Genomic DNA, 21,284 nt, shown 5'->3' on the forward strand with positions numbered 1-21,284 from the left:
GATTAAGCTGCGTGAAGACATTAATTAATGGACTGAAGCTCCTTGGCTACCGCCGCTTCTGTTTCTCCTGCTTCAACGGTTTCTATCGCGCTTGATGCCTCTTCATTTCCTGCTTCAGTCACATCATCAAAATCAGCAACAGCTTCCGTTTCCTCGGTGCCTTTGCTGCGCCCTCTTACGCTGCTTACGACGCTGCTTGCCGCTTGCTTCGTTTTACCGGCGATTTGTACCGCTTGCCCGCCGATCTGCTTCGCAAATCTTCCGGTAGTGTCTCCCACTTGGCCAGCAACTTTAACGGTCGTCTCTCCAACCTTCTGAGCGCCGTCCGAAATATCCTGACGCAGCTCCTTGCCTGGCTTCGGCGCCAATAGCAAGGCAGTAATCGAGCCAACGACACCTCCGACTAATGCGCCCAACAAAAACCCTTTTGTTTGTTTACCTGTTGACATTGTATTCGCTCCTTTCGAGTTTAGCGTGCTCTTCGTCTATCGCACCTTACGTTAGGATTCCGATTCGGATACGGGATCATGCGTTTCCCTTGCAGTCGGTTCACTCTTACGGCTAGTTTGCCACAGCTGCCACGCCGTCATCCCTAGCTCTGCCCATTCAAGCGCATCGCCGACCTGCCGCTTTGTTTGATAGCGCTTCGCATGCCGCTCCGCCGATTCCGACAGCAGCGATGTAATGTGCTCAGCCGCTGACGTCGTGTTGGCAATAGCCCCGCCAACTTGACCAGCCGACTCGAACAGCTTGCTTGCTGCCTGCAGCTGCCGATTCGCGGAACGGATCGTTTCCTCCGCCGGTTCAACCAGCCTGCATAGCTCCGTACTCAGCTTATGCACATCCAACCGCATCGCTGCCGCCTCCGTCTGCACATGATCCAATCTGCGCAAGGCCGAACGCAAGGCTAGCAGAATGCCCGCCACCAAAATAACAAATGCCCCTGCAGCGATCGCTGCGCTCCACGCTATGACCATAGCCGTATCCCTCCTCCTTACGCAATGACTTGCCTGCCAATCCGGCATCTAGACGAATGCCCACTTGCGTAATGACAGTATAAGCAGCATGGGCTTGTCCTGACACAACCGATTGTAAAATCACTCACTCTCCTTGCATCCATGAATCGCATGCATGCATCACAGGCGTAAACGGTTGTCGCCGTCCTCCGTGGCAAAAGCAGTCGTTTCGCGGAAATATATAAGCACAATTACATGTGAAAACATATAAATTCTTATCTATTAAAAAAAGACCGCTTAGGCAATCGTCTCCGATTTGCAAAAGCGGTCTATGCAGACCATTCATCTATTCTTAGCCAATGTGATAGCTGCACTTGCCCCCGCCCTTAGCCAAACATTCCGTGCGTTCGACGGGCGCGTCAAGCAGCGTTCTAAACAATGAAAGCTCGCAAGTGCATGCTTGAATATATTTGCCGGCAACCTGGGCGATGGGGCAATTGTATTCATAAAGCTTGAAGCTGCCATCACTTTGCGGTTCTACTTCTGCCATATACCCGCCGGCATTTTGAATGATGGCGAGCTCATTAACCTTATCCTTCAGGCTCTTTCCTGTCATACGAGCTTCATAACGGTCCTGAAGCTTCTTCTTGCGTCCTTCGAACATCCGGTCAATAAGCACTGCGGTATCCGGGTCATCTGCGAGCTCATCAAGCAAGTCCAGCGCAAGCAAATGATAATTTTTCGGAAAAAGCTCATCTGCTTCCGCCGTAAGCTCATAGGCATGGAGCGGCCTGCCCATCGCTTGACGCACCGAAACGATTTGGACGCTGCCTTCGCTCTCCAGTCCGTACATATGCCGTCGTATCGCCATTTCCGTCAGCTCGAGCTTGCTTGACAGATCACCGGCATACATTCTGCCTTCCGTTTTCAGCAGCAGCAAAATCCGCTCGCGTGTGGACTGCTCTCCCTGCACTGTTTTTTTCACACCTGCAGCACCTGATGTTTTCATCCGCTTCAACCCTTCACCACCCTTGCAGGCTTGTTAGCGTCATTGTATCGTATTTTGACTTTTTCGTAAATCAATCAAGCGTAAACAGCTGTCGACGTCCTCTGCGGCAAAAGCAGTCGTTTCACAGAGATATATAAGCACATTTAGATGCGAAAACATATATATTCTTATAGATCAAAAAAAGGCTGCAGCCTTTGCTTGCGGCTGCAGCTCGCTCGTATCTAATCCTGCATATCTTACAATTCACGATCCAAATAGTCTTCGACCGCTTGCTTATATTCCGGCAATAACGTGGACAACGTTTTTGAAAGCGGATGGAGAGAAGCTCTCTCCCATACATAGTAGTCCTGAACGAGCGGCTTGCGAAGCTGCACCAGCTCAATTAACGTACTCTGCATGTCCGCTGGAAAAGCACCGGCTTCACCCGAAATTTCAATGATGTCCTCATAGCTGCTCGCATCGCGCAGGATAAATCCGTCAATGAGAAAGCTTCCAACATCCGTCACCGTTTCGATGGCCAGATGGAGCGCTCTCTCCTGCGCCAAGCCTTCAAGCAGCGTGCCCTGCCATTGATCGGCAAGCACGTCCAGCGCGGCTGCAATCTCGGCTATTGCATCCAATCGTACAGCAATTTGTTCCCGATTCACATAATACATCAATCAGTCGCCCGCTTTCAGCCTTGTTTCTTTTTTTTCGATTTGCGTTTCAGCCATACCACCATAATAATGCTGCTAAAAATAATAACCAGCAAATAGGTCATAATTTCATATACGTCTCTCATGTCGCTCATTCGTATTTACCCTCAGCTTTCAAAATCGACGCTGACGGAAGCTTCGCGAACTTGCGTCATATACTCGATAACCTTTTTATGAATAGGATGCACTTGGTAAACTTCCAACGCCTCCAAGGAATCAAATGTCGTAATGAGCGCAATATCGTACGAACGCTCGGAATGCAGCACGTCAATGCCCACCTCAATGGATTTCAATACTTCAATTTTGCCTTCCATATCTCTAAGTACTTGCGCGGCACGGGCTACGCTCTCTTCGCTGCTGTCTTTTAGTTTAAAGAAAACAATATGTGTTAGCATTTGTTGTTCCTCCTTTGGCTTCATTGTATATTTTGCATCCGATTGTCACATAATAACCTATGCAGTCGCATTACGGCAATCTTTAACACGAAGGAGATCGGTACGTTATGCGCTATCCGGTTACGATTGTTGCTACTTTGATTGGTATCGCCATCAGCTTGTTCAATTCCACCGGCTACGACCCTCACAACATGGTTTTCTTTATGTTCAGCATCCCGTCCTGGATCGTGGATTTGTTTGTGGACGTGCATGAGGTAAACGTCCTGCTCATGTATGCTTTAACCGTAATAACATGGGCTTTGCTCGGGTTTGTGGCCGACATACTCATTGCGAGGGGACGAGAAAGCGAGCGTCATCCCCGCTCAGCGAGGTAACATCAAATTAACAAAAAGGAGCCTTTCGGCTCCTTTCGCATTTTCACAGCGCTTCAGTGAATGGCATGTTAGGCCGCTTCTACAATCAGCTTAGCTTCCATCGTTGTATGCCCTTGGCCGCATGGAATAGAGCAATAGATGCGATACGTACCCGGCTCTGTGAATTCCAAATCAGTCTCAGGATGATCATTGTCCAAAGCTACTTTAAGCTCATCAATATGCATACCATGAATACCGCTCTTATTGGATAGCTTAAGTCTAACTTTGTCTCCAACCTTAACTTTGTACTCTTCTTGGTCAAATACGAAATCGTTGGATGCTACTACCTTGAGCAAAGTCATGCCCTCTGGCAGCGAGGCAGACTCGTCAACCGGTTTAGCAGGCAGGGCGAAAGTGAGCAAATATAAGCCCAGCAATGATGCCGCTGCAAATAAAGTAAACATAATCCACTTGTGCATTGCTACGTGCTCCCCTTTGCGATCATAATGTCTACCTCTTATATTACATAAGATTGTCCGAAGTTCTCAACCTTAAACTAAAGAAAGAGGAAAAGTTTTTTTGTTATTTTGACAAAACAATGAACAAATTCAAAATTAACTGGACAAATACTGTTTTAACACTCGTTCGGACTCCGCTTTGACAAACCCCCACAGCATAAAAAAACGGTGATGGTAGCCTCTGCACACATATTCGGCATGCAAGCCGTCCTTCTGGCGCCTTTCCTCGTAAACCTTAATGCCCGTTTGGCGAAACTCCCTTTTAATCACGGCAAGATCAAGCAATACCCGATCCTGCATCCCCCGCATCATCGATTCGTAGAACCGCGGAAGCTTAATGGCGGACGAGCCGATCACTCGTATATCATGATCCAAAATGCGCATCACAATTCCAAGCAGTACAAAACGCTTCACAAGCTCAAGCTCTTCCTCTGTCTGAATAGGCGGGTGCGCTGCTGTTTTGGCTTTGCCGCGGCTTACTTCCTCATATGCGGCCATTACAACCCCTCCAAATAAGAACATTTGTTCTTATTATAGCGATCTGCAACGATTTTATGCAAGTCCATTTCGATATAGTAAAAAATTACCGTTTAAGCCTGTTCAGCTCTATTATTAGGGTGAACGGTTCTTTCCAAAAGCTGCTCCGCAGTTCAATTCCATCGCTGTCGTTAAATTTATGCCCATCCATATCGTTTTCATATTGGAAAGCATCCGAAAAGGTAGTATGGTGGTTAAAGCCATATTTCGAATGAGGGTGACAGGGATGCAGCTTTTTTTGAAACTTACGGTTAAGCTTCTTCGTTTGAATCATTACTTTGTCGTCTTTATTACGCTGCTGCTAGTAATCATAAGCTCTGCAATTGCCTACCTGCTGGAGCCGAACACGTTCGGGCACTGGTTCAATGCGTTATGGTGGGTGATGACGACCGTTGCTACGGTTGGCTACGGCGATTATTTCCCGAAGACCGTACCGGGCAAAATATTGGCTATGCTCCTATATGTGTTCGGAATCGGCCTGCTGAGTTTACTAATCGGAAAAATCATTGATTCCTTAGCTGAGCTTCAGCGAAGAAGAGAAGGTGGAAAGTTGAAATATCAAGGGCAGAGCCACATTATCGTCATCAATTGGAGCAAAAAGGCGCAGCTGGCCGTCGAGGATTTGCTCGATTCGGAAGCGGATTTAGCCGTTATCATTATCGATAACAGCGATAAGCATCCCTTTGACCGACCGCGCGTGCATTTTGTCAGCGGCGATCCGACCTCGGCTGAAGTGCTTGAACAAGCTGGCATCCACAGCGCTCGCTCTGCGATCATATTTGCCGACCCGCGCATTGACGACAGCTCGCTAATTGACGGCAAATCGCTGCTGGTAGCCTCCAGTATCGAGCAGATCGCCCCGGCGGTCCATACAACGGTTGAAATCGTGCTTGAGAAGCATATTCTCAATTTCCGCCACGTACAAGTAAATGATTTTATTTTATCGCATGATGCAGTCTCCAGGCTTGCAGTCCGATCGGCTTTAAAGGAAGGCAATGTCGACATATTCATGCAGCTGCTCAGCAGAAAGTACGGCGAGGACGTCTTCGAGCTTCCAGCTGATCCGAATTGGAGGACGTACGGTGATGCCTTTCAAGCACTTCTGAGCAAAGGCGCAACCCTCATTGCCGACCGTACTGACATGGCGATTAACCGCCGGCTTGACGAGCCGATCCCATCCGCTGCACGTTTGTTCGTCATCTGCAATGAGGAGACAATCAACAAGATAAGAACAGAAAGGCGGCAATCCAAATGAACAACACGCTGACGTACCTGGAATGGTCGGAGCATGAGCAGCGCGTAGTAAAAACCATTACGGATGCAGCTATCACGCGCGATGATATTTTTGTGCGCAAGCTCGTGAATGCAACCGTTTTCCGGAATGCGCTGTATGAGCACACGGCCAATGAATGCGAGGATGGCATGCGACATTCGATTTATGCCAAGCCGTACAGCGAGCATGATGATGCCTTGTACGGGCAAGCCATCCGAAACGCCTTGCATGAGTACGTTGCTGTATCCCCTTATATGGAAGCTGAATATTTGCTTTGGAACGGTTACCGATTTAATCCGTGCGCTTTGGCGCTTCCGACTCCGTCGGTCCCGCTCGAATTTGCCCAGCTGCTTCTCGATCATTATATTGTGAGCGAGCAGCGAACCTATGAAACCATTTATACGATCTACGATATGGATCGGAGTAAAATCGTCATTTTTTTGAAGGGAGTGAACCTGTAAATGTCCGTGGAGAATACATCTGCAGCCAGCGTGCGCACAATGGGTGAGCAACCTGCCTCTTCGTTGAAAGCAAGAAGCCAGAAGGCCATCGCCTTCGCTTTGATGCTCACCGTCCCCCTAGCTCTGAGCGGCTGCAATTCATCGAGCTCGCGCGTGTGCGTGGATAACGACAACGACGGCTACTGCGATGATGATGGATCTAGCCGCGGCGGTACCTATATCGTCAACGGCAAAACCTACAAAAAGTCATCCAGCTTCAAATCCAGCTCCTCAAAGGGCTTTGGCAGCTCAGGCATCAAGAGCGGCAGCGGAGGCTGATCCATGCAGCGAATCCTACCTTTAGCCTTAACCCATGATGAGCTGTTTCAAGGCGAGCTTGCACAGCGGATACCCTATCACCGCATGTACGGCAAGCAATATTGCCTGCCATCGGTCACCTGCTATACGCAAAGCGAATACAAGGAGCTTCAATCTGCATCGGAGCAAATCGACCAAATCTACTGGAAAGCGTTGCGATTCGTACAGCAGCATTTGCCGGATGATTTTGTCTCCCAGCAATTAGGCATTCATCCCTCTCTTATCTCGGCAGCACGCAAGGAAACACCTACGCATGGCGTATCGAGGCAGGATTGGATCGTCACGAAGCAGGGCATGAAATGCATTGAGAATAACACCGATACACCGACAGGCATACCGGAAACGGCTTACCTTGCCAAAGCCATGATCAGCCGTTACACCCCCCATCAAGCCGCTGCGGAAGGCATGAATGATGCTCTGGCTGCCGCCTTTGACAAGCTGATCGCGCATTACCGCAGCGAAGGCTTAGGCGGAACGATTGCCTGCACCTGCTACGACTGGCATGTGGAGGACAAATGCAATACCGAATATGTCATGCAGGCGATTCGCCAGCTCGGTTATCCCGTTATATTTGTCCCGCTTGACGAGCTTACAATCATCGAAGGCGACGGCTTATACGGCAATGGCGAGCGCATCGACATCCTCTACCGCTTGTATCCGCTTGAGTATTTGATTCATGATACCGAGGAGGAAACGGGGCTTCCTGTCGGGAAAGCGCTAATGAGGCTTGTAGAGCAAGGACGGCTGGCGCTGATCAACCCGCCTCAAAGCATCATTACGCAAAGCAAAGGTTTTATGGCGCTCATTTGGGCGCTGTATGAAAGAAACGAGCAATCCACAGCTGTGCTTGGATATCCGCTATTTGAAGAAGCTGAGGTTTCAGCCATTCAAACGTACCTTCTTCCCACCTATTTCGAGGAAACCGTGTTTGTGCAGGAGCAGATCCCCTATGTCTCCAAAAGCTACTGGGGGCGCGAAGGCAAAGGAACGGCGCTCTATTCGGGAGATGGCACGCTTGAAACCGAGGAATGGGGCATGCAGGAGGATGAGGAAGAATCCGAGGAGATTAAGCGCTATTACCTTGCGCAGCAAAAAATATACCAGCAGCGTTTCACGATGGAAGAAACGCTTGTACATACGGAAGCCGGTCCGTTTCATGGCTGCCTCTTAACAGGCGCCTATGTCATTGGCGGGAAGTTTGCCGGATTGCTGCCCCGAGTCGGCTCCAAAATTACAGGCGACATGGCCTATTACTGCCCCGCCGCCGTAATCGATTAAAGGCTTCACAAAATTTTAAGCGTATGCTTCCGAAGCGAGTTTTGCTTCACAAAACTTAAGCGTATGCTTCCGAAGCGAGTTTTGCTTCACAAAACTTAAGCGTATGCTTCCGAAGCGAGTTTTGCTTCACAAAACTTAAGCGTATGCTTCCGAAGCGAGTTTTGCTTCACAAAACTTTAAGGAGGATCAAAAAATGGATGAATTTTTGCAAAATGCCGGCAATGTCGGAATCGGCCTCGTTCTGCTGCTTGTTATTTTGAGCGTTGGCGCATTCGTGTTCAGTAAATTGACCCGTTATAACGATGGCGAGGAAATCAGAAAGGGCAATCAAGCCGCAGGCATGTATATGGGGAGCAAGCTGCTGGGATTGTGCATTATTGTTGCCATGGTCTCCTACAGCTCGGATTCCTGGGTGACCATGCTCATTTGGTCGGCAATCGGCATCGCTATTTTATGCCTCGTGTATATCATTTTCGATCTTCTCACGCCGCGCTTCAAAGTATGCGAGCAGATCGAGCAAGGCAACCTGGCGGTTGCCCAGCTTCTGCGTTCCATCATCATCGGCGTTTCCATTGTCATCGGCACATTCTTGATGTAACCTAATGGATCGAAAAGGGCAGCCCTCCAACAGCTTGACTGTAGAAGGCTGCCCTTCTTTGGTATAGCGATTGTGCAGCTTTAACTAAGCCTGCTCTTCTCAACCGATCCAGCTGTATGTATTTCTTGATTACCACCTCAAAAGTTAACCAGCTTCGCACCGTCGCTGCAGCCTCTTATACATGAAAAAGGAACCATCGCTGTAGCTCGCGTGATTCCTTCGATGCTTCTTATTTAGTTTAGCTTGCTTCTCCTGCAGCGTAGGGGTGCGTCTGCCAGCGGGATTGATCCCCTGCCAGCTGCCTCGCAGTGCATCAGGCATCATTCGCCCTTGCTGCGCCAGCTTCTGCCTTGCTTTTTTGGCCTTGCTCATGGACATTTTGGTCATCCTCCTAAAGGTTGGTCTGAATTTGATGTGTGGGTTAGACAGGGAGCGGTAAGCTCCGTTCCTTCCCTCTATTATACTCGGCAAGCTTCAATTACGAAAGGGATTATAAAAAACGCAGCTGCCTGTATTCCTTGCGAAGCATTGAAAAATGAAGCAGCTCTATGTATTGACCCTTCTCGAACTCATATTCCTTCAGCTCGCTGGCAGGCTTAAAGCCGAGCTTCGCAAGCAAGCCGATGGAAGCTGCATTAGCCGCATCCACCTTCGCCTCTATGCAATGCAGATGCATGCGGTTAAAGCCAAATGCGATAATCGGCACTGCAACTTCACTCATAATGCCGCAGCGCCAGTATGCCGGAGCGAGATCATAGCCGAGCTCGGTTCGCGCGTACTCCTTCACATAATGAAGAAAGCCGCATGTTCCGATTATTTTCTCCGAAGCTTTGTCTTCGATCACCCAACGGATGCCCACCTGCTGCTCAAAAATCTCGAGATGCCAATTCATCTCTTGCCTCGCTTCGTCGAGATCGATGAGCGGATGCAGCGGCGTATATTTCACCACCTCAGGATCCGAATACAGCTCATAAAGGTCGGCTATATCCCGCTCCTCCGTCTTGCGCAATATAAACCGATCCGTTTCCAATCGAGGAAAGGCGTCAAATGAAAACATTGCTGCCATATGGCTATCCCCTCTCCAATCATCCGTATACACCGTCATTGCTTGATCCGCAAACATACCATAAAACAAATCAGAAAGATACTGAATCCGCCTACTCGGTCATAAGCTACTTTGATGAGCAGCGATCATAAAACTCAATCACAAAATTCCCCCTCGGAAGGAGAAACGCCATGTCTGCCACTGACGAAAGCCTGTTGAAGGAAGCCCGTTTCTTCAGCGCAAACGATCCGACATCGAATTCATTTATTTACCCGCTTCCGCCAACCTGGTGGAGCCGACCGTACGAATACGAATGGTGCAGGGCCCTAGCTTCGCCGGGAGCGACCGTGCTCGATGCAGCCTGCGGAATCTCCCACCCGCTTAAATTTTTTCTGGGCGGCCATTGCAAAGAAACCTATGCCTGCGACTACGATGCCCGGATTACATCCTGGAATACGATATCAGAGGAGATCATCCAGGATGTCGGAGCTGAAGCGCTAAAGCTGATTCACGAGCACCAAGGCTGGTCCAAGGTCAGCTATTCGCAAGCCAGCATTACCGCTTTGCCATATGAGCGCGATTTTTTCGACATCATATTTTGCGTATCCGTGCTTGAGCATTTAAGCCCCGTCGATCAGGAGCTCAGCTTGAAGGAATTTGCAAGAACGGTGAAGCCGGGCGGCAAAGTAGCATTGACATTCGATTATCCCACCGTCAATTTGGAACATCTGAAGCGTTCAGTAGAGGCAGCCGGACTATCGTTTGCGAATGCATTCGACCTGGCGCCGCAAGCGGATGCCCTTCATTCCGAAATATGGGGAAAATTATATTGCTTCAGAGCCCTTCTTACCAAGCCATAGCTCTGTGCGATAAAGCATAAATAAAAGCAGGACAGTCATGTTGCTTCACTGTCCTGCTTGCTTATGCTCATAAACCGTCGTACGGTTTCTTCCCGTTTCTTTGGACATATAAAGCGCCTTATCCGCCATTTCAATAATGGCTTTGGCTTCCGCGGCTTGCCCATCCGAGTGCGATATGCCGATCGATACGAAGACGGAGCTGCCTGTCGGGCTTGCCTCGGCACCGATTCCTTCCCGCAGCCGCTCCGCCATTTGCGTCGCAACCGCAACCGTTCCGCCTCTTACCAATATGCCGAACTCCTCGCCTCCGTAGCGGAAGCATAAATCATGGCTGCGCGAGAAACGCTTGATCAGGGACGCCGTATAGGTTAGAACTTCATCGCCGATCAGATGCCCATATCGATCATTGATCGCTTTGAAGTGATCGATATCGAGCAGGATGAGCACAAACGGAACGCCCTCAGCAAGCCATTCAGCTATGGTTAGATCGAATGTTTTCCTATTCGCAAGGCCCGTAAGCCCATCCAAGCGAATTTCTTTATTCAGCAGATTGAAATGATTGTTTATACTGCGGTTGAGCTGCCTTACCTCGTAGATATAAGAGTTAATCCGCGGCATGCGCTGACTGCTTGCTTTCGGCGATAGAATCGCTTCCTCCGAGAATGCTGCCAATTCAAACAGCGGCTTGGACAACATATAGGAGACATACCACGCAATCAATAAAATCACAATAAAAACGGGCAGTGATTGAAAAACAAGTCTCCATATCAACCGTTTGAGCGGCTCGTCGATGATCGAAGCAGGCGTTTGCGCAATAATGGCCCATCCCGTCAAAGGCTCGTAAGCATATCCCGCAAAATAGCTTTTGTTTTGGGAATTCACGATTTGCTGCGCGCCGCTTCTTCCCGATATCGCTTTATTTATAGCATCATTTGTTAAGATCATTTCATTCATTCTCGATTTATCCGGATGGAATATGAGATGGCCGTTCTTATCAGCCACGTACACATACGAACCGTTTCCGTAAAAATGCTCGCTAAGCGATTTATTAAGCGCATTATCATCATTCAAAAACACCGTTCCAGCCACAAAGCCTACATATTCGTCCCGTTCATTAAAAATAGGAGAAGAAATCATGACAAGCAGCCGTTTGGATGCCGATCCTAAGTAAGGCTGGGAAATAAGCGGAGCCTGCTGCTGAACGGCTTCAAACGATGCCAATGAGGTTAATTTCGTGCCGACAAATTTCCCTTCGTTTTGAGTGCTGGCAGCTGTGACTACCCTGTCTTTATTCACGATGAGAATGGCATTGAAATAATGCTCGCTCGCTTCGTACCAGATATCCAGCTCCTTTTGCGAATTTTGCGAAATAGAGAGCTTCGTTGCGATTTGTGAAATACCGTCAATATTCGTTCGCATAATTCGCAGCAATTCATTCGTATTGGACGCCAGTTTTTTGGCATACTGATAATTGCTCTCCAAATAACCATTCGTCAAAGAAGTCTTATTCATCTTCCATGCAAAATAACCGCCGAATGCGGCGGTTAAAAGAATGGAGCCTATAACTAGCAGCATTAGTACAGATCGTAGCTTCAAGCCCTTGCGCGTACCCAATGTTGTTCCTTCTCTCGTTGCAATAGTACTGCCTTATTCTATCGCAATTGGCTGAGAAAATAAACAGAAATTATGCGCTTACAGCTCTCCGGCATGAAGTATGGCTTCAAGCAGACCGGGAAACCGCATGCTTAAGTCGTCCGCGCGCAGCGTCAGGAAATGCTGCGTTCCCTGTTTGCGTACATGCAGCACGCCTGCCTCCCGCAAGGTGCGAATATGGTGCGTCATCGTCGATTTGACGACTGGAAATTCAAAATGACCGCAAGGCTGCTCGCCGTTTTTTTTAATGGATAAGACAAGCTGAAGCCGAATGGGATCGCTTAGCGCGTATAATACGGAAGTCAGCTCGATATCCTCTCGATTCGGATGAAATAAGATTTTCACGCTTTCTCACTCCTGTCCCGTTATTCATTCATTGCATTATAACACAACTCATGCTATATTTTCATCGTACGATAATTATCGTACAATAAAAATTCAAATCGAGAGATCGCTCATCTTGGAGGTCATATGAGAAACACAACTGCAGTTGCCGCTTCACCTATACCAGCCGGCGAAGAACGCCCCCTATTCAAAGACAGTCTCGTTATTCCGTTGCTCGGCTTAACGGTTATCATCGTCATCATGAACACGATGATGTTCAATTTGGCGCTGCCCCAGGTTACTGCTGACTTCATGCTTTCGTCTTCAGCCGCTTCATGGATTATTACGGGTTATTCCATCATATTCGCCATCTCTTCCATTACATTCAGCAGGCTGTCCGACTTCGTCCCGATTCGTCTGCTGCTCACGATCGGGCTGCTCGCGATGGGCGGTGCATCCGTGCTCGGCTTTTTCAGCCATCATTATGTACTGCTGCTCGTTGCAAGGCTGCTGCAGGCTTCAGGCGCCGGCTCCGTGCTCAGCTTAACCATCGTGCTTATTACAAGATTCATTCCGCTCGCAAGACGCGGGAAATCGATGGCGCTTATTACTTCGGCCGCTTCGCTTGGTTTCGGACTCGGTCCCGTCATTGGCGGCGCCGTCACGCAATATTTAGGCTGGAATGACCTGTTCATCGTTACCGGCATATCACTGCTGCTTATACCGGTATTTCATCGCCTGCTTCCAGAAGAGGCCTCCGTTAAAGGCTCCTTCGACGTATGGGGCGCGGTATTCGTAGGCATTGGCTCAACAGGCGTGCTGCTGTACATTACCAACCATTTTCTCATCGCATTAATTGGCGGTGTTGCTGCGCTCATTTTATTCTGGATAAGGATCAACCGAGCTGCGAATCCATTTGTACAGCCTACTCTATTCCGCAACAAAAAGTATATCCGTCTCATTTCACTTGGCATCATCTCTTATATTAACAACTTTGCAACGCTCTTTCTGCTGCCGCAAGTGCTTATCCATCTGTTCAAGCTCACGCCCGGCCAAGCTGGACTTATCATATTCCCCGGTGCACTCTTCGCGATGCTCTCGTCTGGTCGCGTCGGTAAGATCATCGACCGTTACGGGAACAGCGTGCTGCTGCGAATCGCTCCACTGCCCTTATTGGTAGCAGCCGTATCCTTTGCCTTGTTCGCGGATTATTCAATTTACGCCATTATGGTGATTTACATGATCATGAGTATTGGCTTCTCCGCCTTAAACTCCGGTGTTTCGAATGAGTTGTCCCGAATACTACCAGGGGAGCATGTTGGAGCTGGCATGGGCTTGTTTCAGCTTACTCAATTTATTAGCGGTGCTTTTAGCGTAGCGATAAGCGGAATCGTCTTGTCAGCCCAGAGCGAGCTGCCGCTGCATCAGGCCTTCTCCAACATTTTCTGGGGAATGGGCATCATAGCCGTTTTGGCCATCGGTGCATCCTGGCTGTACTATTTCTCAGCCAAGCAACAGGCTCAGCCTAAACGTCGATAAGCAGCGCCATCGTTGAAATGAACCGAAACACATTGTTCAACTGAGATCCAAATCTTAAAGCAAAGCCTTGTCCCTGAAGACATTTTGGAATTACCAACTCCTCCTTTTACAAGCGATGGGATTAAAAAAATAACCTTCAGCCCCACTATTAACGTGGAGTTGAAGGTTATTTGAATTTTCATGGGATTGACCCACTCTCGTTTACCCTAACGGGACAGCTTCCGTTTAGCGACTGCTATATTAGGAGGATTCGCCATTCAAATATCTGAAGAATGGTTTGTCTACCCAGAACTGCGTCGGCGTAATAACGACCTTCGGATCAATCGCTTTGAAGCCAGCAACTACCGCTGCCGAATTTTCATTCAACGAGAATGGGTTAACCGTATACGGGCTATCCGGATCGGTAATAAAGTTATTCGTAATAATTTCATAATCGTTCAGCTCGGTTTGCGAGTAGTACAGCGGCTGCCACCAAGATGAGGCAATGAGGCCTTCTTGGCCGTCTTTGTCTTTTTTGGCATATTTCAGAATCACGTCATTGAATTTAGCTTTGTCAGCCGCAGAAGCAAACTCGAAAGCAAGATCGTATTCTTTGTCATAGTTAATGTAGTTGCCGTTCTCGATTTGTACTACGTTCGGCCCAGGCGTGCCCCATTCTGCCAAGAAAATAAAAGCAGATGTCTTAGGCTCGAATTGCACCTTCGCGTTCAGCCCTTCGCTGCGCAGCAGCCCAATCAGCTGGATGGCATGGTTGAAATCAGAATGTCCGTAAATCAGCGATAACGAATCAATGAAGTTGGCGTCGAAACGGGAATCCTTAATGTTGTAGCCCGTAATCAGATCCTGCTTCAATGCTGTGTTTACTACATTTTGCAGCTTCGGTGCGTTAATGATGTCGGAAGTATTGTACGCGTCGCTTAGCTTCGCATAAATATCGCCGTCATTCACGTAGCCGAGATATTTCTTGTAAAGGCCTTTCGTAATGAGGACTTTGCCAAGAAGCGTATTGATGAACTGCTCGCTTGCTGCGCTTTTTGGCTTAAAGCCCGCGAACAAATCAGGTGTCAGCAATCCCGCATCAACAGCTGCCGCTGTTTCTTGTGCTCCTTTGGTGCCTAGTGCGCTGCTTTTTACGTTTAGCTTCGCGAGCGCTTTATCCACTTTTGCAGCCGGATACGTATAAGCAAGCTCCTTCAAGCCCGCAGCTCTTACCGCAATAGCAACTGCGACAGAATTTGTAAGCACCTGCTCGCCTTGGATTGCCGGTCCGGACAGAATACCATTCTCAAACAGTGCAGCTGCAGGCGCATACAGCTCGCTGTCAGACTTTACGTCCGAGAACACGGCTTCCTTGCCGGATGGCTCATAGCCAAGAATGCTAGCAACCGCTGTGATGAACTCGCCTTTTGTAATCGTTCCGCTCAGGCTCACATCGAATTTCTCATTCAAAAATTGCTTATACTGTGCGGCTCCATCCGCTTGCGCTTGCGCTGCGACAGTAGCCGTTGCCGATGCGGTTACCGCTGGAGATGCCGCGAATGCGGTCGCTTGCGTGAACAGCAGTGAAGAGGATAAAAGGAATGTTGCCAGCAGCTTCGTGTACTTAGGTTGTGCAATTCTCATGAATATGACCTCCACGTGGTTGTAATTCCGATAAAATTAATCGGGAATATGTAATGTCACATAGTATACCAACAGAAAAACAAGAGTGTCAACATATATTTACGTATGGTTAATAATCCGAATAGAGGTTGTTGTCATCGGCTATGCTCTGAATATCCTCCGAGCTTATGCTGATATACCCATACCCCTCTGCTTGCTGCTTTTTCAACGCTCTTTGTTTGAAAAACTTCGGGCTTCCTTCGCCTGCATCCTCATCGTACACAAGCAGAATGCCATCCGTCTTGCGAAAGAGCAGCTCGTCTCTTGCCGTGAACTGCCATATGCCATTATAGGGCTGGTTGCTGACGGAAGCGTAATAATCAACGCCTTTTAATACCTCATGGTAAAACTCTTTTTTATCGTCCTTCCACTTCTCTTCTGGGTTGCTATAGGCCGAAATAATAGACAGACGCAAATTCGGATAGAGCTCCTTTAGCGCGATCACGACCTCGCATGCCCACAAGTCCACGCCGTACTGTCCCGGCGTGATGACCCATTCCAGCCCATCCTCTATAAGCGGTACAAGCTTGCCCATCAGCGCTTTCTTGATAAAAACGATGCCCTCATGCTTTTGGTTGAAAATGTTGAGCTCGTGGGCGCGGTAGCCTGTAACGAGTAAATTTTTCATCGATTCAACGCCTTTTCGGATAATTATGGTTTACATCTCTCAAGTGTATGCTATAGTAGAAAAAAAACAAACCGAATATTGACCTGAATCTTTCACTAGGGGAGCCTTACGGCTGAGATGGAGCATCTGCTCCGGACCCTCGGAACCTGATCTGGATTATTCCAGCGGAGGGAAGTGGAGCAGACGCATTCATGCATGTGCGAGAGGCCATGTTGAACGTTAGACCCGCTCATTTCCTTTTGGGAATCAGCGGGTCTTTATTGTTTTATTAAGCTGAGAATGCTTTGGCTAATTGAGATACATGGGAGATGAGTTCATGACACGGTACAAAGCGTTGACGATCGCCGGATCAGACAGCGGCGGCGGAGCAGGCATTCAAGCCGATCTAAAAACCTTTCAAGAGCTCGGCGCCTACGGGATGTCTGTCATTACCGCCATTACGGCCCAAAATACGCTTGGCGTGCAAGGCGTATACCCCCTGGAAGCTGCGGCCATTGAGAAGCAGCTCGATTCCATTGGCGAGGATTTAACGCCTGCCGCACTCAAAACAGGCATGCTGTTCAGCAGTGAGATCATTGAGATCGTAGCTGCCAAGATCAAGCAATATGACTGGCAAAATCTAATCATTGACCCCGTAATGGTAGCCAAAGGCGGATCTGCCCTGCTCCAGCAAGAGGCCGTGCGAACACTCATCAAACAGCTGCTTCCGCTTGCGCTCGTAACGACGCCAAATATACCTGAGGCCGAGCTGCTCGCCAAAATGCCGATTCGGACGCTTAGCGACCGAGAAGAGGCTGCCCGAACGATCTACCAAATGGGCTCCCGTAACGTCGTCATCAAGGGCGGTCACGCTGCTCCAAATGAACGAATGGTCGATCTTCTCTATGACGGCGAACGTTATATGTATCTGGAAAGCAAACGCATTGACACCCGCCATACGCATGGTACGGGCTGCACGTTCTCCGCAGCGATAACTGCAGAGCTAGCGCAAGGCAGATCGGTGCCAGAGGCGATCCGAACCGCCAAAGCGTTCATACAAGCGGCCATTGAGGATCAGCTAGGGTTCGGCGGCGGACACGGCCCGACGAACCACTTTGCATATCGGCGCAAACAAGATGAAGCAGATTGTATAACGAAATAACGGCATGAAAAACGGGTGTCTCGATGAGACACCCGTTGGCTTAATCGAATGGACTGCTGCTTGGCCTGCTAAGCGGTTCAGGACCAGCTCCTAATTGAATCGCAGGACCAGCAAGCTGCTTGTAGTCGTCTGCTGCGCTGCCAGTTGCAGCACTGGGATCATAAAGCTGTCCAATTACAGATTCCATTGTGCTTTCCAGCTGTTTATATGTTGCACGCTCAGCCTCTTCTGAAGCATGAACGCGCTCAGGCACCACGCCATAGCTTGATAATGCAGCCGCAATGGTAAAGATCAGTACTGACATGCATATCGCGTTCCGTATAACGGAATGTCCACTCATTTCCTCACCCATTCTTTTTCATTCCTAGGACTAAGTATAGGGGAATAGAAAACAAATGGAATGGACTTCAGGCATGACTGCATACTAGACTTTAGGCGGGCTAACGTTCCAAGCAGCTTATCGCCTCTAAGTCTGCTTATCGGTTATCTACCTTCTCCGGATATAAATCATGATTCATAAGCCTATGTTCCGCCATCTGCTCGAATTTGGTGCCCGGCTGACCCCAATTGCAATAAGGATCGATAGAAATGCCGCCGCGCGGCGTGAATTTACCCCACACCTCGATATAACGCGGGTTCATCAGAGCGATTAAATCATTCATGATGATATTCATGCAATCCTCGTGAAAATCTCCGTGGTTGCGGAAGCTGAACAGGTACAGCTTCAGCGATTTGCTCTCTACCATTCTCACATCTGGAATATAGGATATATATATCGTTGCAAAATCGGGCTGCCCTGTCATCGGACAAAGGCTGGTGAATTCCGGACAGTTGAACTTCACGAAATAATCGCGATTCGGATGCTTGTTGTCGAATGCCTCCAATATATCAGGCTTATACTCAAATACGTACTGTGTTCCTTGATTCCCAAGCAGCGTCACGCCGCTGAGTTCTTCCTTGCTTCTTCCATCCATGCTCATTTCAGCCTCGCTTCGTTTCGTATTAAACACCCTTCTTGTTTCCCCATACCCAGGTATGCAGCTGCGGGAGCACATGAACCCGCTTTAGCTCCGGATTCGGCATCACCTGTCCAATCAGCCATTCATAACGCTCCACCAAGTAGGGGAGCATGCGCTCAGGCTCCGTTTCCTTGAGCTGTCCATTGCCCGCCTGCAAATAAAACGGAACATTCGGATAGCGCAAATGGACAAATGTAGCATATTCGAGATCCGCTTGGTCAAAGATGACCGTTTTCAAGCAAAAGCTTGATTTGCCTGCGATTAGCTTTGCCACGATATCGTCTAACACCGACCAATTCGTAAGCATGCCCGAGCTTGGAGGCTTCGGGGACAGCGTCAGCTCGTCAACCGACCAAAACCAGTTCTGCCAGCGGCTCCCCTGCGTTTCGAGTGCTACGCTAATTTCCTCGTTATGAAGCGAATCGATCAATTCACCCAGCTGCGGGAGCAGCGCGGGATTTCCTCCGGAAATCGTGACATGCTCAAAAGCATTGCCGCCGAGCTCTTTCAATTGCTCTATAATTTCATAAGCCGTCAGCATTCGGATATCTGCCTTCGCGCTGCCGTCCCAAGTGAAGGCAGAGTCGCACCATGAGCAGCTATAATCACAGCCTGCCGTGCGTACAAACATCGTTTTACGGCCGATGACCATGCCTTCCCCTTGCACCGTCGGCCCAAATACTTCCAGAACCGGAATACGCTTAGCTTCCTTCATCATGATCCGCCTTCCTCTTGGGACGGAATATGCAATAGCTCGTCGGCGTTTCCCGGAGATAAACCTGAACGCATTGCGGCTTGTTCGACGTACCATCCAGATGCCGCTGCACGATTTCATGTATCGTTCGCGCTACAACCTCCGTCGTCGGAAAATAATCAGCTGCCGCATCGTTGAAGCTTTCTTTATCATCGTTGAGCAGCGTATGATCGAACCGATTATGAATGAGCTGCTTAATAATCGCAAAATTAACTAAAAAACCGGCCGAGTCGAGCTCATCACCCGCAACCGTTACATTCACATAATAGGTATGCCCGTGCAGCTGCTGGCATTTGCCTGCTTCCTCCGCCGGCACATAATGGGCAGCCGCAAAATGAAAATCCTTGTTCAGCTCATAGCAATAGTCGTGGCGTGCCGCTGGATATACCTGCTGCATCATCATCGCTTCGCCCCTTGTATGCGCTTGAGCAAATAATCGTCGAGCCCTTTCCTGCGAAGCTCGCATGCTGGGCAATGTCCGCAGCCATCGGCTATGATGCCGTTATAGCAGGTCAACGTCCGTTTGCGTACGAACTCAAACGCTCCTAGTCTGTCTGCCAGCTCCCATGTCTGTGCCTTATTCAGCCACATCAGCGGTGTATCGATGACAAACGGATAGTCCATCGACAGATTCAACGTCACATTGAGCGATTTGATGAATATGTCCCGGCAATCCGGGTACCCGCTGAAATCCGTTTCACAAACGCCTGTTACGATATGCTTGGCGCCAAGCTGCTTGGCAAGCACTGCCGCAAAGGTCAGGAACAGCATATTGCGACCGTCGACAAAGGTGGTCGGGAGCTCCCCTTCCTTTTGCTCAATGGCAATATCATCCCTGGTCAGGGCGTTTGGAGCCAATTGGTTAAGCAGGGACATATCGAGAATATGATGCTTAATATGGAGCTCCTTGGCAATATCCGCAGCGCAATCCAGCTCTAGTTTATGCCGCTGCCCGTAATTGAACGTGACTGCCTCTACTTCAGAGAAACGCTCCATTGCCCAGAACAAGCAAGTGGTGCTGTCTTGGCCGCCGCTGAACACGACAACCGCCTTTTCTTTTTTCATGCTGTATCTCCCTCTCTGGTTTGAGAAGATCCGAGATCGCCTGAATTCCTTCATTGCTAGCTAAAAAACCAAAGAAACGGCGCGAAGCGGTAGAAACCCGCTTCGCGCCGAACGCAAAAACGACGATGTCACCTGACGGGACAATCGTTTTGCATAGTTTTTTATAGAGGGAGTTCGCGAACCTCTCCCGGCAGCCCGTATTTCGTCGGGCACAGCTCCGGCGTTTCTTCTTCAGTTCATTATTCTCCTGTACTATAGCACAGCAGCTGCGCTCTGAATACAGTCATTATTTTACTGGGAAAAACAAGCAAAAGCCCGTACGGCATAGGCATGCTTATGGGGAAAGCTCCTCCAGCTTCGCTAGCGTTTGAAGCATATGCTTAATCAGCCCTTCAATATCGTCCATTTGCTCCTCATTGATTTGGCGGCTGAATGCAAGCTCAATCACATTGCTATATATCGGATTAGGTTCGCCGTATATATAGCTAATCGTTTGCGTGGCAGGCGTGTCCGGCTCCCAAATGCGCTGCATCATCTGCTCGATCTGTTTACATTGCTCGTCGACATGATGAAGCTTCATCGCAAAGCGCAAGCGCAGCGAGCAGGAAGGGGTCTCCCCCTTCCACTCCAAAATTTCGGCTGCCAGGTCTTTCAGCGACGCAGTGAGCTGCACCTCAGCTGTTACAGCAGAGCGGCCGGCCTGTCTGAATTGAAGCGCGAACTCACGCGACATAATCGCCATCTCCATGCGATCAATCCGGTTTATGATATCTATCTTGCGATCCAGCGTATCCAGATCGTAGAGCTGATTCTCAAAGGCTACCTTCAGGTTTTCGAATACGGTTGGATCAAACATCTCATTTCCTCTTTTCAACTGCAATAGATTCTATGCTATTGTAGTTCATTTCAATGGCAGAATCGAGCCTGCAGCCTAGCGACCACGCATCCTTACACTTCTGAGCTGCTAGAGCCTTATGCGAAGAGGGCATCCGTACACGAATTGTAAGAGACGGACAAGAGATAACGGGTGGCGGTTTGCAACCTCCATTGATCTTGGGCTGTGCATGCTGGGTTTATATCTGAATGGCATGAATCTGGATCCTATAAGAAAACAAATGGATTACCTCTATGAGATGGAGAGCATCTCTGAATTTTAATATAATC

At 48.9% G+C, this 21,284-nt stretch carries 28 protein-coding genes and 2 riboswitches; of the genes, 9 read left to right on the forward strand and 19 right to left on the reverse strand.

Annotated elements, in window-relative coordinates; translation table 11 throughout:
• Nucleotides 1-20: 20 nt before the first annotated feature.
• The 5 genes from FHS16_RS06305 to FHS16_RS06325 all read right to left on the reverse strand — a co-directional run bounded on the left by FHS16_RS06305 (nucleotide 21) and on the right by FHS16_RS06325 (nucleotide 3,055).
• Complete coding sequence (locus tag FHS16_RS06305) at nucleotides 21-449, reverse strand: YtxH domain-containing protein (RefSeq protein ID WP_183560044.1); 429 nt, start codon at nucleotides 447-449, stop codon at nucleotides 21-23.
• A gap of 51 nt (nucleotides 450-500) precedes the next feature.
• Complete coding sequence (locus FHS16_RS06310) at nucleotides 501-977, reverse strand: DUF948 domain-containing protein (RefSeq protein ID WP_183560047.1); 477 nt, start codon at nucleotides 975-977, stop codon at nucleotides 501-503.
• Nucleotides 978-1,308: 331 nt separating this feature from the next.
• Nucleotides 1,309-1,965, reverse strand: coding sequence for a helix-turn-helix transcriptional regulator (locus tag FHS16_RS06315; protein WP_183560510.1), 657 nt, complete (start codon nucleotides 1,963-1,965; stop codon nucleotides 1,309-1,311).
• A 236-nt stretch (nucleotides 1,966-2,201) separates the two neighbouring features.
• Entirely contained in the window at nucleotides 2,202-2,621 is a 420-nt protein-coding gene (locus FHS16_RS06320) for a DUF86 domain-containing protein (protein WP_183560049.1), read from the reverse strand.
• 146 nt (nucleotides 2,622-2,767) lie between these two features.
• Nucleotides 2,768-3,055, reverse strand: coding sequence for a Dabb family protein (locus FHS16_RS06325; protein WP_183560051.1), 288 nt, complete (start codon nucleotides 3,053-3,055; stop codon nucleotides 2,768-2,770).
• Between the two features lie 107 nt (nucleotides 3,056-3,162).
• Between FHS16_RS06325 and FHS16_RS06330 the strand changes: the two genes are divergently transcribed.
• Nucleotides 3,163-3,429 carry a hypothetical protein gene (locus FHS16_RS06330; protein ID WP_183560053.1) on the forward strand — a complete coding sequence of 89 codons (267 nt, stop codon included), beginning with the start codon at nucleotides 3,163-3,165 and terminating at the stop codon, nucleotides 3,427-3,429.
• A 68-nt stretch (nucleotides 3,430-3,497) separates the two neighbouring features.
• On the opposite strand, the gene FHS16_RS06335 is transcribed toward FHS16_RS06330, so the two are convergent.
• Both FHS16_RS06335 and FHS16_RS06340 read right to left on the reverse strand, forming a co-directional pair.
• The gene (locus tag FHS16_RS06335) at nucleotides 3,498-3,887 is read right to left on the reverse strand and encodes a cupredoxin domain-containing protein (RefSeq protein WP_183560055.1); all 390 of its coding nucleotides are present in this window, start codon (nucleotides 3,885-3,887) and stop codon (nucleotides 3,498-3,500) included.
• A 135-nt stretch (nucleotides 3,888-4,022) separates the two neighbouring features.
• Entirely contained in the window at nucleotides 4,023-4,424 is a 402-nt protein-coding gene (locus FHS16_RS06340) for a YhjD family protein (RefSeq protein WP_183560057.1), read from the reverse strand.
• 265 nt (nucleotides 4,425-4,689) lie between these two features.
• Between FHS16_RS06340 and FHS16_RS06345 the strand changes: the two genes are divergently transcribed.
• From FHS16_RS06345 to FHS16_RS06365, 5 genes are all read left to right on the forward strand, one after another.
• On the forward strand, nucleotides 4,690-5,718 hold the full coding sequence (locus FHS16_RS06345; protein WP_183560060.1) for a potassium channel family protein: 1,029 nt from the start codon (nucleotides 4,690-4,692) through the stop codon (nucleotides 5,716-5,718).
• Nucleotides 5,715-6,197, forward strand: coding sequence for a hypothetical protein (locus FHS16_RS31640; RefSeq protein WP_246431630.1), 483 nt, complete (start codon nucleotides 5,715-5,717; stop codon nucleotides 6,195-6,197). The genes FHS16_RS06345 and FHS16_RS31640 overlap by 4 nt, the downstream gene beginning before the upstream one ends.
• Nucleotides 6,198-6,515 (forward strand): hypothetical protein, encoded by a 318-nt coding sequence (locus FHS16_RS06355; RefSeq protein ID WP_312890785.1) that lies wholly within the window; start codon nucleotides 6,198-6,200, stop codon nucleotides 6,513-6,515.
• 3 nt (nucleotides 6,516-6,518) lie between these two features.
• Complete coding sequence (locus FHS16_RS06360; RefSeq protein ID WP_183560062.1) at nucleotides 6,519-7,832, forward strand: glutathionylspermidine synthase family protein; 1,314 nt, start codon at nucleotides 6,519-6,521, stop codon at nucleotides 7,830-7,832.
• Between the two features lie 193 nt (nucleotides 7,833-8,025).
• Nucleotides 8,026-8,430, forward strand: coding sequence for a DUF350 domain-containing protein (locus tag FHS16_RS06365; protein ID WP_183560064.1), 405 nt, complete (start codon nucleotides 8,026-8,028; stop codon nucleotides 8,428-8,430).
• 144 nt (nucleotides 8,431-8,574) lie between these two features.
• On the opposite strand, the gene brfA is transcribed toward FHS16_RS06365, so the two are convergent.
• Complete coding sequence (brfA, locus tag FHS16_RS06370; RefSeq protein WP_183560067.1) at nucleotides 8,575-8,808, reverse strand: ribosome rescue factor BrfA; 234 nt, start codon at nucleotides 8,806-8,808, stop codon at nucleotides 8,575-8,577.
• 112 nt (nucleotides 8,809-8,920) lie between these two features.
• Nucleotides 8,921-9,496 carry a GNAT family N-acetyltransferase gene (locus FHS16_RS06375; RefSeq protein ID WP_183560068.1) on the reverse strand — a complete coding sequence of 192 codons (576 nt, stop codon included), beginning with the start codon at nucleotides 9,494-9,496 and terminating at the stop codon, nucleotides 8,921-8,923.
• A 170-nt stretch (nucleotides 9,497-9,666) separates the two neighbouring features.
• On the opposite strand from FHS16_RS06375, the gene FHS16_RS06380 reads away from it, so the two are divergent.
• On the forward strand, nucleotides 9,667-10,335 hold the full coding sequence (locus tag FHS16_RS06380) for a class I SAM-dependent methyltransferase (RefSeq protein ID WP_183560070.1): 669 nt from the start codon (nucleotides 9,667-9,669) through the stop codon (nucleotides 10,333-10,335).
• Nucleotides 10,336-10,380: 45 nt separating this feature from the next.
• Here the strand turns inward: FHS16_RS06380 and FHS16_RS06385 are convergent, their stop codons facing one another.
• Together FHS16_RS06385 and FHS16_RS06390 are read right to left on the reverse strand one after the other, a co-directional pair.
• Complete coding sequence (locus FHS16_RS06385) at nucleotides 10,381-11,949, reverse strand: sensor domain-containing diguanylate cyclase (protein WP_183560072.1); 1,569 nt, start codon at nucleotides 11,947-11,949, stop codon at nucleotides 10,381-10,383.
• A 78-nt stretch (nucleotides 11,950-12,027) separates the two neighbouring features.
• Nucleotides 12,028-12,333: an ArsR/SmtB family transcription factor gene (locus tag FHS16_RS06390; RefSeq protein WP_183560075.1), complete on the reverse strand. Its 306-nt coding sequence runs from the start codon at nucleotides 12,331-12,333 to the stop codon at nucleotides 12,028-12,030.
• A gap of 126 nt (nucleotides 12,334-12,459) precedes the next feature.
• Between FHS16_RS06390 and FHS16_RS06395 the strand changes: the two genes are divergently transcribed.
• Nucleotides 12,460-13,851, forward strand: coding sequence for an MFS transporter (locus FHS16_RS06395; RefSeq protein WP_183560077.1), 1,392 nt, complete (start codon nucleotides 12,460-12,462; stop codon nucleotides 13,849-13,851).
• 240 nt (nucleotides 13,852-14,091) lie between these two features.
• Here FHS16_RS06395 and FHS16_RS06400 read toward each other — a convergent pair whose 3' ends face one another.
• Nucleotides 14,092-15,474 (reverse strand): hypothetical protein, encoded by a 1,383-nt coding sequence (locus FHS16_RS06400; RefSeq protein ID WP_183560079.1) that lies wholly within the window; start codon nucleotides 15,472-15,474, stop codon nucleotides 14,092-14,094.
• Nucleotides 15,475-15,583: 109 nt separating this feature from the next.
• Nucleotides 15,584-16,141 (reverse strand): SLOG family protein, encoded by a 558-nt coding sequence (locus tag FHS16_RS06405; protein ID WP_183560081.1) that lies wholly within the window; start codon nucleotides 16,139-16,141, stop codon nucleotides 15,584-15,586.
• 87 nt (nucleotides 16,142-16,228) lie between these two features.
• Nucleotides 16,229-16,331: riboswitch (TPP riboswitch) on the forward strand.
• Nucleotides 16,332-16,457: 126 nt separating this feature from the next.
• Here FHS16_RS06405 and thiD point away from each other — a divergent pair.
• Nucleotides 16,458-17,282 (forward strand): bifunctional hydroxymethylpyrimidine kinase/phosphomethylpyrimidine kinase, encoded by an 825-nt coding sequence (thiD, locus tag FHS16_RS06410; protein ID WP_183560083.1) that lies wholly within the window; start codon nucleotides 16,458-16,460, stop codon nucleotides 17,280-17,282.
• Between the two features lie 40 nt (nucleotides 17,283-17,322).
• Here thiD and FHS16_RS06415 read toward each other — a convergent pair whose 3' ends face one another.
• From FHS16_RS06415 to FHS16_RS06440, 6 genes are all read right to left on the reverse strand, one after another.
• Nucleotides 17,323-17,634, reverse strand: coding sequence for a hypothetical protein (locus tag FHS16_RS06415; protein WP_183560085.1), 312 nt, complete (start codon nucleotides 17,632-17,634; stop codon nucleotides 17,323-17,325).
• Between the two features lie 124 nt (nucleotides 17,635-17,758).
• The gene (gene queF, locus FHS16_RS06420; protein WP_183560516.1) at nucleotides 17,759-18,256 is read right to left on the reverse strand and encodes a preQ(1) synthase; all 498 of its coding nucleotides are present in this window, start codon (nucleotides 18,254-18,256) and stop codon (nucleotides 17,759-17,761) included.
• A gap of 28 nt (nucleotides 18,257-18,284) precedes the next feature.
• Nucleotides 18,285-19,019, reverse strand: coding sequence for a 7-carboxy-7-deazaguanine synthase QueE (gene queE / locus FHS16_RS06425; RefSeq protein WP_246431631.1), 735 nt, complete (start codon nucleotides 19,017-19,019; stop codon nucleotides 18,285-18,287).
• The gene (gene queD, locus FHS16_RS06430) at nucleotides 19,003-19,455 is read right to left on the reverse strand and encodes a 6-carboxytetrahydropterin synthase QueD (RefSeq protein ID WP_183560520.1); all 453 of its coding nucleotides are present in this window, start codon (nucleotides 19,453-19,455) and stop codon (nucleotides 19,003-19,005) included. The genes queE and queD overlap by 17 nt, the downstream gene beginning before the upstream one ends.
• Nucleotides 19,455-20,120 carry a 7-cyano-7-deazaguanine synthase QueC gene (queC, locus tag FHS16_RS06435; protein ID WP_183560087.1) on the reverse strand — a complete coding sequence of 222 codons (666 nt, stop codon included), beginning with the start codon at nucleotides 20,118-20,120 and terminating at the stop codon, nucleotides 19,455-19,457. Before queC ends, queD begins: the two co-directional genes overlap by 1 nt.
• Before the next feature lie 147 nt (nucleotides 20,121-20,267).
• Nucleotides 20,268-20,311: riboswitch (PreQ1 riboswitch) on the reverse strand.
• Between the two features lie 143 nt (nucleotides 20,312-20,454).
• Entirely contained in the window at nucleotides 20,455-20,976 is a 522-nt protein-coding gene (locus FHS16_RS06440) for a hypothetical protein (RefSeq protein WP_183560089.1), read from the reverse strand.
• Nucleotides 20,977-21,284: the final 308 nt, after the last annotated feature.

Origin of the sequence: Paenibacillus endophyticus (genome assembly GCF_014192395.1) — a bacterium.
In the GTDB taxonomy this organism is placed as follows: Bacteria; Bacillota; Bacilli; order Paenibacillales; family Paenibacillaceae; genus Pristimantibacillus; species Pristimantibacillus endophyticus.